The organism is Alistipes onderdonkii, from assembly GCF_025145285.1.
GTDB lineage: Bacteria > Bacteroidota > Bacteroidia > Bacteroidales > Rikenellaceae > Alistipes > Alistipes onderdonkii.
Genome location: NZ_CP102251.1, coordinates 2,536,284 through 2,551,484, shown reverse-complemented (window position 1 = coordinate 2,551,484; position 15,201 = coordinate 2,536,284). Strand labels below are relative to the sequence as shown.

The following is a 15,201-nucleotide window of genomic DNA, read 5'->3' as shown; positions in this document are numbered from 1 at the left end:
AATTAAAAAGTTTTTGCACCCATTCAGCATACTATTATTGTTTTTTCCTTATATTGCAGGCCTGTTCGTTTGGTTTCCCTTAAATTAAACATGCAATATTTTACAAGAACACACAAGTCCACCCGCCAACACTCAGGCAAAATTATACACTTTACCCAAAATTAATAATTTATGAGAAGATGTTTTACACTATTGATCTGTCTGATCGCCTTCGCAGCGAGTAGTTGCGACGATAAGACAAAGGAAGAGATCGCAGATGTGATCGTTCTCTCCCGAAGTAGTGTCGCGTTCGCCACGGAAGGCGGAACGACCACCATCTCGGTAGCAAGCCCGTCGGAATGGACGGCGACCTGCCCTGACGGTTGGGTGACACTGCATCCCGAGGGCGACTACCTGACCATCTCCGTGGGCAGCAATGCCACCCCCGACATCCGTAATGCGAAAATCACCGTAAAGTCGGACGCAGACCAACATGAGGTCGACGTCCGTCAGGCCTATGCGCTCGAAACGGTGCTCCTGTCAACCACCGCCCCGAAGGAAATCTCGTTCGATTCCGAAGGCGAAGACTACATCTTCACGGTCATAACCAACGGCGAATGGACGGCAACGTGTGACGCCGAATGGCTGTCGATCGACTGCAACAAGGTCAACAGCACCGTAACGCTCTCGACCTCGGGCAACCCCGATGCACACCGCACGGCGACACTGACGGTCAGTTCGTCCAACGGCAAGGACACCAAATCGTGCGAGGTGACGCTCGCACAGGATTCACATGCCGAGAATCGCTATTACAAACTCCTGGGATACTACGGGCTTTTCGCGCAGAACTGGTATTACGGCGGCTCACCCCTGGGCGTGAGCGGAACGGGGACATTCTGCACCGTGGAACAGAAGGAGTACCGCAAAAGCGTCTACATCAAAGACCTTTTCGTCAAAGGGACGGTGGTCGAGGCAGCTTATGACAAGCAGACCGGGGCCCTGACCATCGAACTGGGCAAAAACTGCCTCCAGGTACAGCTATCCGCCTCCGTCACCCGCACCTACTACCTGATGACGATCAACATGAACACCGGTTCGTTCGTCGGCGGTTCGCTGACCGGTACGCTGGGCGAAGGCTACAACGACGATGCGGAAGAGATGCGCAAGGCAATCCTGCTGAGCGGCTTCGACAGCGGTTACTCGACCCTGGGCCTGATCGGCTACCAGTCGCAGCAATACGTTTCGTTCAGCGACGTCTACTACGCCACCGGCTCGATGTACCTCGTGCAGTGGGACGACCCTTCGGCCACGACGAACGTCACCCGGGCTGCCGCAGCCGTCACGTCCCCGGCAGATAGTTTCCCCGTCTATCCCGAAATCAACAATTAAACAGCAACACGCATGAAAAAATTCATCTACATACTGGCGGTTTCCATGCTCGGCATGATGGGTTGCTCGGAGGATACCATCACCTATATCAATCCGACACCCGGCGAAGAACCGTCCGAAGTCATCGCGGAACTGGGCATTTCGTCGAAGAACACCTGGTTCACCCCGGCCGACGGACTCAACGCCGCCATCGGCTTCAAGAGCTTGGGCGGCGAGGTCGTCGTAGATATCCAGACCAACGTGGCTTGGAAATACACGGCCACCGGCGCGGAATGGCTCACCATCGAAAAAGACGACGTGGCCGACCAGCTTATCCTGAGCTGCGAAAGCAACAAGGTCGAAGAGAAGCAGAACTCGACGGTCACCGTGACGGCCGGCGACAAAACCGCGACGATCACCGTTTCGCAAAATGCCTACGGCACGCTCGAAATCTCCGCTTCGGAAAACAACTTCCAGATTCCGGCACGCGGCAAACTGACCGCCTCGTTCGAGGTTTTGTCCACCGACGAAGACTGGGTTTACGAAACCAAGGCCTGCCCGTGGCTGCTCGTCGAACGCGACGGCAAGAACGTTACGGTTACGCTCGACCCCAACGAAGAAATAGAAGACAGGGAGACTACCTTCGAGCTGATTGCCGGCAAGGGGGGGGGAAACCCGGTCTCTGAAACAATCCGCGTCACGCAGGACCGTGCCGCATTCATCAGCACATCGCTAAAAACCGTCCCGTTCGCGGCCACTCCCACCAAAGCCAAGGAACTCAGCGTAGAATCCAATTTCGAATGGGAATACACCCTCACCGAAGGCAGTGACTGGCTCACTGTAAAACGCACGGAAGAGGGTCTGGAGGTCTCCTCCATAATCAATCCCGATGCATCTTCGCGCTCCGCCACGATCACCATCACGGCGGGTGACGGCAAGGCCAACATGGCCGAACAGACGATCACCGTTTCCCAGACGGGCTTCGACTTCGATGCATTCATCATCGGGCTCAACGTAAGTGCCGTAGACCTGCGGGCACGCCTGCCCTTCGACAAGGCGATCAACGCCACGATCGACTGGGGCGACGGCACCATCGAGGAGAATGTCACCACGGCGTTCCCGCAGCACACCTACACCGATCCGGACTACTATGTCGTTTCGGTCAAAGGCACCGTGCCCTCGCTCAACAGCACCAATCTCAATCTGGGTTACAACTATGCCCAGACCAACCAGATCACCGAAATATTCAACTGGGGACGCACCGGGCTCACGTCGATGGCAGGGGCCCTGAAACAGTGCACGTTCCTGACTAAAGTGGCCACGGATCAGACCGAGGCGTTCGCCCAGGTCACGACTTTCTACGAAGCCTTCAACCACTGCGACATCCTGGAGGAAATCCCCGACGGGTTCCTCGACCATGCCGTCGAGCTGAAAACAGCCGAAAGCATGTTCCAGTTCGCATATGAGCTCAAAAAAGTTCCGGCCGACCTGTTCCACAAGGCTGCGAAGCTCGAATCGGTACGAAACGCCTTCGCATATACGTCGCTCGAAGAGGTCGACGAGGATTTCTTTGCACACAACCCCGAACTGAGCAACGTCACGGTTTGCTTCTCGAACACCAAGCTCAAGACCGTCCCGGAAAAACTGTTCGCCAAGAACCCGAAGATCGACGACTTCAGTTCGGTATTCACGGGTATCCTCACCCTCGAAACCATCCCGGAAAACATCTTTGCCAACCAGCCCGAGTGCGACAGTTTCTACTATACGTTCCAGGGCTCGGGCCTGAAATCCATCCCTTCAAAGCTCTTCGCCAACAACAAGAAGTGCACGGACTTCCGAAGCACGTTCAACGCCACGAAGATCACCTCGATCCCGGCCGAGCTCTTCGCCGGATGCTCGAAGGTGACGACCTTCATGACCTGTTTCAGCGGATGCTCCGAGTTGCAAAGCATTCCGGGCGCACTGTTCTCGAACACCGGGGCGTTCGACACCGTCACGACCACGGCATTCAACAACATTTTCAAGGGCTGCACCTCGCTGACCGAGATTCCGGCCGGACTGTTCGACGGCTTCACGAAAGTCACGCAGTTCAGCGCCTCGTTCTCGGGTTGCACCTCGCTGGCAAAACTGCCTTCCGACCTCTTCGCAACCAATACGAACGTCACTTCGTTCGCCAACGCATTCCAGGATTGCTCCGCGCTGAAGAGCATCCCCGAAGGGCTGTTCAGGGGGCTGACCAAGGTCACCTCGTTCTCGAGCCTGTTCGCCGGCTGTACGGCACTCGAAGAGATCGGCGGCAATATCATCAACGGCTGCACCTCGTGTACGAGCATCGCCTCGATGTTCAAGGACTGCACCCAGCTGAAAACCGTATCGCCCGACGCATTCGCCGGAGCCCCCAAGATCACCAGCGTCGGCAACCTGTTCGAGAACTGCACCGCACTCGAAAGCGTTCCGGGCGACCTCTTTGCCCAATTGCCGGCTCTCAAGACCGCGACCAGCCTCTTCGCAGGCTCCGGGCTGAAAACCGTACCGGCCGAACTGTTCAGCCGCAACCCGGAGATCACGGCATTCGGCAAGGTATTCACCAACTGCGCAAACCTCGCCTCGCTGCCCGACGGCCTCTTCTCGGCGAACTCCAAGGTCACGGTTTACTCCAACGCCTTCGAAGGCTGCACGGCACTCCAGCAGGTCGGCGTACTCTTCGGGGAGAGCACGGCTGCGGTCAAGTGCGATCTCCTGTTCTCGAAATGCCCGGCGCTGAAAGCCATCCCCGCAGGCATGTTCGACGGACTGGCCAAGGCATCGACTTTCGACCAGGCCTTCATAGACTGTTCTGCTCTGGAAACGATCCCCGAAGGGATGTTCATGAAAAACACCGACGTAACGACGCTTACCAAATGTTTCCAGAACTGCGTGATGCTGAAAGCCGTTCCGGCCCGGATGTTCGGGGCGACGACCAAGACCAAGACGCTGTCGTACCTGTTCAGCGGCTGCACGAGCCTGGAGAGCATCGCCCCCGATGCATTCAGCGGGCTGAAAGCCCCGTCGACCACCTTCATGTATGCCTTCGAGAAGTGCACCTCGCTGAAGGAGATCCCCGACGGGCTGTTCAGGGAGAATACGACGATCTCGACCTGGACCGGCATATTCCGCGATTGCACCGGATTGCGCAAGGTCGGCTCAAATGTCTTCAACTGCGCGGGCAGCACGACGTTCGGTTCGGTATTCTACGGTTGCACGGCATTGGAAACGGTCGGCGAAAACCTTCTCGTCAGCGCGGGCAAGCTCACCGGAATTACAAGCATGTTCCGCGACTGCTCGTCGCTCAAGGGCATCCCGGTCGACATCTTCGACGAATGCACCGTACTCAAGAGTGTTACGAACGCCTTTTCGGGCTGTACGTCGCTGAGCGGGGAATCGCCCTATACGATCGTCAACGGAATAAAATACCACCTCTACGACCGTACCACGGAGAACAATCCGGCTTCCGGCCTCACGGCGCTCACCAGCACCGCAGGATGCTTCAAGGGCTGCACGCAGCTGAGCGACTACGCCCAGATACCCGACGCCTGGAAACAGTAACACGTAAAATCTTCAGAACATGAAATATATCATATCATATTGCATCGCAGTGCTGCTGACGATTTTACTGGCAGGCTGCACCGAAACCACCAAGATCGGGCCGGAAACCCCCGACGGGCCGGCTTATGTGGAGGTGTCGAGCGACAAACTGATCTTCGACGCCGACGGCGGAAGCGTTTCGATCGTCGTGGCGACAAATGCCGCGGCCTGGGATTACACCAGCACGGGCGACTGGTTCACCGTCACCCGCAAGGAGGACAATACCCTGGCCGTCGAGACGTCGATCAATGCCGGCCCCGAAACGCTCACGGGCAGCATCGTCGTCAGCGGCGAGAAAAACGGCGACCAGGTCAGTGCGACCGTTTCGCTCGTCCAGCGTGCCGAGCGGAGCATCAACCTCAGCGCCGAAGGCACTTCGAACTGCTACATCGCCCACACCGGCAAAGCCTATAAATTCGACGCTTCGGTCAAGGGCAACGGCAAGGGCGACGGCCGGAGCGACTACATCGCGGCCTACGGCACCGGAATATCCGGCGTGGCGGCTGCAGAACTGCTATGGGAGTCGCGCAACGACGGGGACAAGACCATGTCGCGCGAGATCATCGACGGGGCGCCCGTCTACAAGGAGGGTTATGTGGCCTTTGCGACCGGACGCTCGCAGGGCAACGCCGTGATCGCCGTGAAGGACATCAACGGCAATATCCTCTGGAGTTGGCATATCTGGGTCTGCGACGACGAAATCACTGCGCATGACCACATCAACCCGGCCAACGAAGTGGTGGCACAGATCATGGACCGCAACCTCGGTGCGCTGAACAACGAGCCGATGGACGTCGACAACCGCGGCATGTTCTACCAGTGGGGGCGCAAAGACCCCTTCATGCCGGCGCGTTCGGCCTACCATGCGGATACCGACAGCAACAACATCCCGGCCTACAACGAAACCAACTATGAGGTCGGCAACGGCTCGGGTTCCTGGATATTCAATGCGACGACGCTGCCGCTGACCACGCCCCCGGGAAATATCCCCAATGCGATCCAAAACCCGATGACCTACCTGCAACCCTATTACAGCGACCACTACAACTGGTACTGCGCAAGCAAGGACGAAAAGGTGACCCACTCGGGCCTGTGGGGCCCCGAGAAAACCATCTTCGACCCCTGTCCCGTAGGTTACAAGGTTCCCGGCAGCAACCTCTGGGGAATCCCCAGCGGCAACACGAGCCTGCGCAACGGGGGCCCGGTCGAGGACTACGACGAGAACGGGGTGAGCGACAAGTGGGACTGGAACAAGGCCGAAGACTGTGGCCGCCGCTGGAAAAACACCGGCGACTACTACCCGATGGTCGGCAACGTCTATTACCTTTCGATCAACAAGACGACGCACAACTACACGGGCGGCCAGGCATTTTACTGGACTTGCCAGCCCACCCCCGTGACGACCAGCGCCGACTGCTACCGCCAGGATTTCAACGACAACTGGGCCATTTACCAGACCGGAGCGCATGTTTACTCGGCACAGGTACGCTGCGTAAAGGAGTAAAACATTAAAATACGATTATTCATGAAACATATATTTAAATCGCTACTCCTGGCCGCAGCCGTACTCGCATTGGCAGCGTGCGCCAAGGAAGAAACGGGGAGCCACGGCGGTGAGGACACCGCAGGGCCCGTCATCGTAAACGCCTCCTCGGCGGCCATCGACGGCGAGATCATCCTCAAATTCAAGAACGAAGCATCGGGCATCGTAGAAAAGACCCGTGCCGCGGGCGCCGTACCGGCAGGCAGCGGCATCGACGAGATCGACCGGGTGCTCACATCGGTCGGCACCGTCAGGTTCGAACGACTTTTCCCGGCGGGTGGACGCTTCGAGGAACGCACCCGCAAGGAAGGGTTGCATCTGTGGTATTATGCACAATACGACCCGTCCGTCCCAACGTCCGAGATGGCCAGAATGCTTTCGGCCTGCAAGGACATCGCCATCATCGAGTACTCGCTGCCGGCCGTAGCGTCGGATTACATGCACACCCCCGCCCCGACCGGGGATCCGAGCCCGACGCGTGCCGTCAGCGACGAGGTGCGCGACATACCGTTCCCCTTCAACGAGGACGAGCGGGCACAGCTCATGCAGTGGCACTACAACAACACGGGCAACGTCTACGCGCAGCAGACCCGTATGGGTGCCGATGCCAACGTCTACGCCGCATGGCAGCTCGCGACGGGCAATCCCGACGTGATCGTCGCCGTGATCGACCAGGGCGTGAAATACGACCACGAAGACCTGGCCGCTAACATGTGGGTCAACACGGGCGAAATCCCGGGCAACGGCATCGACGACGACGGCAACGGCTACGTCGACGACATCTACGGGTTCAACTTCACCAACAATTCGGGCGAGCTGAACTTCTCGCAGGAACTCATGCACGGCACCCACGTGGCCGGTACGATCGCCGCGGTCAACAACAACGGCATCGGTGTCAACGGCATCGCGGGCGGCTCGGGCCGGAACGACGGCGTGAAGATCATGTCATGCGAGATACTCGGCAAATCGGAATCGGGCTCCTCGGGCGCAGGTCTCTCGGGGCAGATCCGCGCATTCAAATACGCGGCCGACAACGGCGCCGTGATCTGCCAGAACAGTTGGGGATACACCGCAGGGACAATCTCCGAAACCGACTGGAAGAACGGCACCTATTCGGCGCTGACCCGCGCCATCCAATATTTCAACAAATATGCGGGGCTGGATGAAAACGGCAACCAAACGGGCCCGATGGCCGGCGGCATCGTCGTTTTCGCTGCGGGCAACGACGCCTCGAACGAAAACTGCTACCCCGCCGCCGATGCCAATGTAGTGAGCGTGGGAGCCCTGAGTTACCTCGGCACCCCCTCCTACTATACCAACTACGGCAAATGGGTTTCAATGTCGGCACCGGGCGGCGACCTCATGCTCAGCAACGCCTACGGCGGTGTTTACAGCACGAGCGTCGCTGCGGACGGCGGCTCCGCTTATGAAGGCATCCAAGGCACGTCGATGGCCTGCCCGCACGTATCGGGAGCCTGCGCCCTGGCTATCAGCTACTATTACGGAGCCGAAAAGCGCAAAGGGTTGACGGGCGAGATGCTCCGCCAGGCATTGCTGAGCAGCACGCAACCCGTAGACCGCTTCTGCACAGGCAACTACGCCGGATACGAAGGCATGATGGGCATCGGGCGCCTCGACGCCTACAAACTGCTGCTGACCATCGCCAAAATGGACGGCATCCCGGCACAGAAAGTAGCGGCCGGTGCCACGGTGAGCCTCGACCTGCGCGACTATTTCCTCTCCGCCAACATCCTGGGCTACACCGTCTCCGACCCCGGCGTGATCGGAGTCTCGCTCCAAGGCGGCGTGATGCAGATCAAGGGGCTCCGGAAAGGAGAGGCTACGGTCATCGTTTCGGACGGCGCCGCTATCCGTAAGCCGGTCGAAGTGACCGTCGAATGACATATTCACTAACGCAATAGAGAAACAGAAATATGAAAACCTTTTACAGATACGCGGCCCTGGTCGCGGGAAGCCTTCTCGGACTGTGTGCATGCTCGTCGGACGACGACGTGGCCGACGCGTCCGGCAAAACCCCCGTCGCACAGCCGCAGGTTATTGTCAGCGAGCTGACCACCACGGGCTTCAAGATTCGCTGGGAGGCCGTAGAGGGTGCAGGCGCTTACGTCTACACGTTCAACGGCAGCGAAGAGACCTCCACCGATGCCTGCCAGCTCTCGTTCGGCGACCTGGAGCGCCAAAAAGAATATGTCGTCGCAGTCAAGGCAACCCCGAAATTCGCGGATGAAAATACGGAATCGCCCTATACCTACGTCCACGTAGTGACCGACGACCTCGAGCAGCTTCCCCGGCCGAAGATCACGCTCGGCTGCGCCTATGCCTCGAAGACGCTCATCACATGGACGGAAGTCCCCGAGACGGCACTCTACGAGTATACCATCGGCGGGCAGACCTACACCACCACCGACCGCATGGTCACGCTGGGCAACCTGTCGAAAGACCGGGACTACACGTTCAGCCTCCGCGCCATGACGGGCGATGCGACGCGCTTCACCAACTCGGAGCCCGCCGAGCTGCCCTTCAGAACCTCGGCCGACGACATACCGGCGATCCTAATCGCCCCGACCCTGGTCATCTCGGATGCCGTCGAGTTCAACGTCTATGCGTCGAGCGACGAGACTTATTTCTACGACGTCATCCCGGCTACGCTCTTCGTCAAGAACACCCCCGAGGAGATCATCGCAGCCTATCAGGAGTATGCGCTCGAATACGCGCAGCAGCAGGGCATCAGCATCCAGCTGGCCATGGCCTCGCTGCTCAAGTCGGGTACCCAGACCATCCAGGTCAAGGGACTCACGCCCGAACTTAGCTACGTGGCGTTCGCCTTCGGCATGAATCTCAAGGGACAGATCACGCGGGGACTTTCGTCCGTGCAGTTCAAGACCACGTCCGACGGTTATTCCGACGGCCCGAATTACGGCGGCAGCGACTGGTTCAAGCAAAGCTTCTACATCACCAACGCCTATGCCGGATTGACCGGCTACGGATGGACGAACTCCGTATGGACGCTCTGGCAGGGTCAGGACGTGACCAGCGTCCGTTACCGTACGCTCACGACCAAGCTATTCAGCCAAGTGTTCCCCGATGCCAACGACAAGCAGAGCATCACCGCATTCCTCAAGGACGACGATTACAGCTACCCGGTGGAAGAATCCCTGCTCACGATGGTCAACAGCACCACCGGCTACAACATGGTTTCCGCGGCCAACATGGGAACGTCCTACACGCTGCTCTCGCTGGCAACCTCGTCGGGCGGAGACGAAACGCTCTGCGTCAACTCCGTCACCACGAAGACCAGCACCTCGTCGGCCACCTGGTTCATGGCGCGGCCGGTCAAGGACGAGCACTACGGCCCGACACACAACACCATCGCCGGGGTCATGCAGGGCGTATCCGTTTCCTCGGCTCGATACGCCATCTTTCCGCAGACCGCCATCGCTGAGATTGCCGAGTCGAAATACCCGCAGCTGATCGAGGAGTACGGTTCGGACATCAAGGACGAATTCATCCCCTACATCAACGGCAACGGCTTCGCCATCGTCTTCGAGCAGAGCAACGGCATCAAGCCCTCGACGACCTATGTGTTCATGGTCACGGCAAAGAACAGCGTCGGCGACGCCCTCACCAAATACGGTTCGGTGACGACCGACGCAGCTCCCGACGCCTCGACGCAGGCGGCTACCCGCAGCGCCGCACCGCTCAGATCGCTCGTCGGCAGGCCGATCGACAACCCCGGAAAGTTCATCTTCCCGATGGAAAGTTTCACGCTGCCCGCAGACGCACGTCCCGAAGGCGACCTCTGGACAATCATTCACAACAAGCAGATTTTAAAATAAGAGTACACGTATGAACAAGATAGCAGCAATTCTCTGGTGCATGGTGTCGCTTGTGTGCATGGCGTCGGCCTCGGCGCAGAATGCCACCGTCAGCGGCATGGTAACCGGAGCCAACGGCGAACCCGTCATCGGGGCCAATGTCGTCGTGGAGGGCACTACGCAGGGCGCCAGCACGGACATCACGGGACACTACACGCTTTCCAACGTCCCGTCCGACGCCACGCTCCTGATCTCCTACATCGGCTACAAACCGGCCAAGGTACAGGTCGCAGGCCGCACCCAGGTCGACATCGCAATGCAGGAAGACGCCGCCCAGATCGAAGGCGTCATGGTCGTAGCCTACGGCACGGCCAAGAAGGAGTCGTTCACCGGCTCGGCGGCCGTAGTCAAGGGCGACGAGTTGCAGAAGCGCGTGGTGGGCAACATCAGCAAATCGTTCGAAGGTACCGTAGCCGGCGTCCAGGTGGCCTCGGGCGGCGGCCAGCCGGGCGAAGGCGCCTCGGTCATCGTACGCGGCATCGGGTCGATCAATGCCGTATCCACGCCGCTCTACGTCGTGGACGGCGTGCCTTACGACGGCTCGCTGAGCTCGCTCAACCCGAACGACATCGAGTCGATGACCGTCCTCAAGGACGCATCGGCCGGTGCGCTCTACGGATCGCGCGGTGCCAACGGCGTGATCGTCATCACGACCAAGAAGGGCAAAAACGACCGGGTACGCATATCGTACAAGGGTAACGTCGGCATCGCCTCGCGCGCACTGAACCGTTACGACCTGGTGAACATGAAGGATTACGTCGAAATGAGCTACGAAGCGCTGCGCAACAGCGCCCAGTACGGTACGGGCATGGATTTCGAAGGTGCCAGCCGCTATGCGGCGAACAACCTCGGCCAGCAGATCGGCGGGCTGAAAAACCCCGAGTATTACAACCCCTACAAAAACTACACGTGGGAAACGCTGATCGACCAGACGACGGGCAGGATCCGCCCGGACGCCAAGGCCGCGTGGAATGAGAACTGGATGGACGAGATCAGCGACGAATCGGCCATACGCACCGAGCACATCATCTCGGTGAACGGCGGGTCGGAGCGTTCGAACTACCTCGTATCGCTGGGCTATTACAAGGAGGACGGTATTCTCCAGAATACCGACTTCAACCGTTACACGGGACGCGTGAACGTCGATACGCAGGCCAAGCACTGGTTCAAGATCGGGATGAACGCCAACTTCGCACACAGCGAATCGGACTACCTGAGCTTCACTGACACAAGCACCTCGAACGTCTGGTACACGGCGCAGTTCATGGCGCCCGTCTATCCCGTCTACCTGAAGGACATGGCCGGCAGCAACGTGCTGGACGCGTCCGGCAACCGCCAGTACGAATACGGTTCGGAGGACGACAACGGCTTTGCCAACCGCCCCTCGGCACAGGGTTTCAACTCGAAGGCCGAGCTCTACAACAACAAGTCCTACAACACGCGAAACTCCCTTTCGGCCCGTACCTATGCCACATTCGGCACGACCAGGGAGGACGCCAAACTCTACGGACTGAAGTTCTCGCTCAACATGGGTACCGACTTCAACGACTACCAGGGTACGGTCGTATACAACAAATACCACGGCAACGCAGCGACGCAGGGAGGTATGATCGGCAAGACCAATACCCGCACGATCAGCTACACGTTCAACCAACTGCTCACTTACGACCGCACGTTCGGAGACCACTCGGTCAACGCCCTGCTGGGCCACGAATACTACCGTTACAAATACAACTACGCCAAAGGCGAGAAGACGGGCATCGTGGACGGCATCGACGAGCTCGACCCTGCGGTGACGACGACCCAGAACAGCAGCTATTCGCACAACATGGCCATCGAGTCCTATTTTTCGCGCCTCAACTACGGTTACAAAGACCGCTACTACATCGACGCCAGCTGGCGTACCGACGGCTCGTCGCGTTTCTACAAGAGCGACCGCTGGGGACATTTCTGGTCGGTCGGCGCATCGTGGCGCATCTCCGAAGAGCAGTTCATGGAGGGTGCCCGCTCGTGGCTGGACAACCTGACGCTGAAAGTATCGTACGGCGTGCAGGGCAACGACAATCTGGGAACCTACTACGCCTGGCAGGGAAACTACGACTACACCTGGGCCAACGCCTCGGAAGCCGGCGCCATGCGCAAGACCCTGGAGAACAAGTCCGTCACCTGGGAGAAGAACGCCAACCTGAACACGGGCATCGAAGCCACGATGTTCAACGGCCGCCTCGCCCTTTCGGTCGAATACTACACCCGCAAGACGACCGACATGCTGCTCGAGTACCCGATGGCACTCTCCACCGGGTTCAAGAACTACAACGCCAATGCGGGTTCGATGCGCAACCAGGGCCTCGAAGCCACGATCCGCGGGACGGTGCTCGACAAGCCCAATTTCCGCTGGGACGCAACGGTCATGGGCTCCTTCAACCGCAACAAGGTGCTGGGGCTGACCGGCGGCCAGGACGTCATCACCTCGGGGCTCCGCGTGATCGAGGTCGGCAAGCCGATCTACACGTTCTACCTTCCGAAGACGGCGGGCGTAGACCCCGCAACGGGCAAGCAGCTCTACTACGCCTACTGGACGCAGTCGGTCGACGACAACGGCAAGCTGACGAACGTACGCTGCGACGAATACATCACCGACAACGTCTCGATGGCTTCGCTGAGCAAGTATTACCACGGCAGCCGCGAGCCGAAGCTCTTCGGCAGCATCGGTTCCAACTTCACGATCTTCAAGAACATCGACTTTTCGTTCCTGACGACCTATTCGATCGGCGGATATGTCTACGACGGGCTTTACAGCGGGACGATGAACGTGCAGTACGCCGGTAACAACTGGCATAAGAACGCCAAACGCCGCTGGCAGAAACCTGGCGACCGGACAGACGTGCCGATGCTCGAGGTCGGCGGCAGCTACGCCACCTCGGACAACTCGCTCATCAGCGCCTCGTACTTCGCCATTAAGAACATCACAATCGGCTACACGCTGCCCAAGCGCTGGCTGGGCAAACTGGACATCGAGTCGCTGCGCATCTACGCCACATTCGACAACATCGCCATGTTCAACCACATGGACGGCATGGATCCGCAGTACAACTTCACCGGAAACGTGGCTTACAGCTACGCCCCGTCGCGGGTGATCGCCTTCGGCCTCGATTTGAACTTTTAACCAAGGGAGGAAACAAGTATGAAAAAAATATTTTATAGCATTATTTCGTTCGTGACGCTGACGATGGGTTCGTGCAGCCAGTCGATGCTCGAATTCTCCCCGACCGACTCGGGATCGGCCGAGGAGTTGCTCAAGGCGGCTTCGACGGCCATCACTTCGGTCAACGGCGTTTACCGCTCGATGTGGACGGCCGGATGGTCTACGACGGGCAATACCCACCAGTGTTTCGGCATCGCAGCCTACAACCTGGCGCTCGACGTCATGGCCGACGACCTGATCATGCAGTCGCAGGGCAACGGCTGGTTCTGGCACGACCATACCTACAACATGAAGTCCAACTACACCAGTTCGATCTTCCGTTCCTACGACGTATGGTACGCCAATTACAGGTGGATATCCAATGTCAACTACATCATCGACGCAGCCCCGGCGATGGAGGGCAGCCAGGCCGACGTGGCCTATGTCGTGGGACAGGCCTACGCCATCCGCGCACTCTGCTACCTGAACCTGGCGACCTGGTTCTCACGTGCGCCTTACGACCCGATGAACGGCCGCCAGCGCTGGACGGAAGCCTGCGTACCGGTCTACACCACGGGCACTTCGATCGACACCGGCGGACAGCCGCGCGCTACGCTGCAACAGGTCTACGGCCTCATCGACGAGGATATCGACAAGGCGATCGGCTACCTCGAAACCGGCAGGGAGAGCTCGCTGTCGACGGGCAACAAATCGCACATCACCCTCTACGTGGCGCTGGGCATCAAGTCGCGCGCCTGCCTGGTGGAAGGCGACTGGGACGGAGCCTATGCAGCCGCAAAGCGCGTGATCGACGAAGGCGGCTATGCGGTCGGCACCAAGAGCGACCTGATGGGCGGCATGAACTCGCTCAACAGCTCCAACGTCATGTGGGGAGCGGGCATCCAGGTGGCAGACCAGGCCGGCGGTTATGCCAGTTTCTTCGCCCACATGGACAACCAGGACGGCCAGTATGCGAAATCGGCGGCCAAAGTCATCAACAAACAGCTTTACAACCGCATGAACCCGACCGATGTCCGCCGCGACTGGTGGGATCCCAATGACAAGGACGCCCCCTATGTAGGCAGGAAATTCGCGTTCAGCAACGTCGCGTCGTGGCTGGGTGACTATATCTACATGCGCGTCGAGGAGATGTACTTCACGGCGGCCGAGGCGGCGCTCCGCTCGGAGAACCTGCCGAACAACGTACAGGTCGCCCGCGACCTGATGAACACGGTCATGGCCGAACGCGACACGCGTTACAACGCCAACAACCGCAGCGGGCTGAACCTGGGAGCCACGACCACGACATGGACGGGATCATTACTCGAGGACATCCTCATCCAGCGCCGCATCGAGCTTTGGGGCGAATACGGGCGCCTGTTCGACGTCCGCCGCCTGGGACAGGGCATCGACCGCCGTGCGGACGACGGCTTCTCGGAAGAGTGCCTCTCGGGCATGAGCCGCCGCAACGTCGACCTGACCAAAGCCGACACGTACGACTGGGTGATGACCATCCCGCAGGATGAGATCAACGCCAACCCGAATATCAACGAGGAAGACCAAAACCCGTGATAACGCATTGTTAAGAAGTGATTAATCCATGCATA

7 protein-coding genes are annotated in these 15,201 nt (G+C 59.0%); all 7 read left to right on the top strand.

Translation table 11 applies throughout. The features are described from left to right. The first annotated feature begins 171 nt into the window (after positions 1 to 171). Genes NQ559_RS10290 through NQ559_RS10260 form a run of 7 tightly spaced genes read left to right on the top strand, consistent with a single transcriptional unit; the run spans position 172 to position 15,166 of the window. Positions 172 to 1,368 (top strand): BACON domain-containing protein, encoded by a 1,197-nt coding sequence (locus NQ559_RS10290; RefSeq protein WP_083923809.1) that lies wholly within the window; start codon positions 172 to 174, stop codon positions 1,366 to 1,368. 12 nt (positions 1,369 to 1,380) lie between these two features. Then, complete coding sequence (locus NQ559_RS10285) at positions 1,381 to 4,932, top strand: BACON domain-containing protein (protein WP_018694855.1); 3,552 nt, start codon at positions 1,381 to 1,383, stop codon at positions 4,930 to 4,932. Positions 4,933 to 4,951: 19 nt separating this feature from the next. Continuing rightward, positions 4,952 to 6,475: a BACON domain-containing protein gene (locus NQ559_RS10280; RefSeq protein ID WP_018694854.1), complete on the top strand. Its 1,524-nt coding sequence runs from the start codon at positions 4,952 to 4,954 to the stop codon at positions 6,473 to 6,475. A 21-nt stretch (positions 6,476 to 6,496) separates the two neighbouring features. Further along, positions 6,497 to 8,416 carry a S8 family peptidase gene (locus tag NQ559_RS10275; RefSeq protein ID WP_018694853.1) on the top strand — a complete coding sequence of 640 codons (1,920 nt, stop codon included), beginning with the start codon at positions 6,497 to 6,499 and terminating at the stop codon, positions 8,414 to 8,416. 32 nt (positions 8,417 to 8,448) lie between these two features. Continuing rightward, positions 8,449 to 10,371 (top strand): hypothetical protein, encoded by a 1,923-nt coding sequence (locus NQ559_RS10270; protein WP_018694852.1) that lies wholly within the window; start codon positions 8,449 to 8,451, stop codon positions 10,369 to 10,371. A gap of 10 nt (positions 10,372 to 10,381) precedes the next feature. Further along, a complete protein-coding gene (locus NQ559_RS10265) occupies positions 10,382 to 13,576 on the top strand; it encodes a SusC/RagA family TonB-linked outer membrane protein (RefSeq protein WP_154653989.1) in 3,195 nt (1,064 codons plus the stop codon). An 18-nt stretch (positions 13,577 to 13,594) separates the two neighbouring features. Further along, entirely contained in the window at positions 13,595 to 15,166 is a 1,572-nt protein-coding gene (locus NQ559_RS10260; protein WP_018694850.1) for a RagB/SusD family nutrient uptake outer membrane protein, read from the top strand. Positions 15,167 to 15,201: the final 35 nt, after the last annotated feature.

Bases quoted from the DNA above. Each gene is read 5' to 3' on its own strand.
- NQ559_RS10290 (WP_083923809.1), top strand. From the start codon at position 172: ATGAGAAGATGTTTTACACTATTGATCTGTCTGATCGCCTTCGCAGCG.
- NQ559_RS10285 (WP_018694855.1), top strand. From the start codon at position 1,381: ATGAAAAAATTCATCTACATACTGGCGGTTTCCATGCTCGGCATGATG.
- NQ559_RS10280 (WP_018694854.1), top strand. From the start codon at position 4,952: ATGAAATATATCATATCATATTGCATCGCAGTGCTGCTGACGATTTTA.
- NQ559_RS10275 (WP_018694853.1), top strand. From the start codon at position 6,497: ATGAAACATATATTTAAATCGCTACTCCTGGCCGCAGCCGTACTCGCA.
- NQ559_RS10270 (WP_018694852.1), top strand. From the start codon at position 8,449: ATGAAAACCTTTTACAGATACGCGGCCCTGGTCGCGGGAAGCCTTCTC.
- NQ559_RS10265 (WP_154653989.1), top strand. From the start codon at position 10,382: ATGAACAAGATAGCAGCAATTCTCTGGTGCATGGTGTCGCTTGTGTGC.
- NQ559_RS10260 (WP_018694850.1), top strand. From the start codon at position 13,595: ATGAAAAAAATATTTTATAGCATTATTTCGTTCGTGACGCTGACGATG.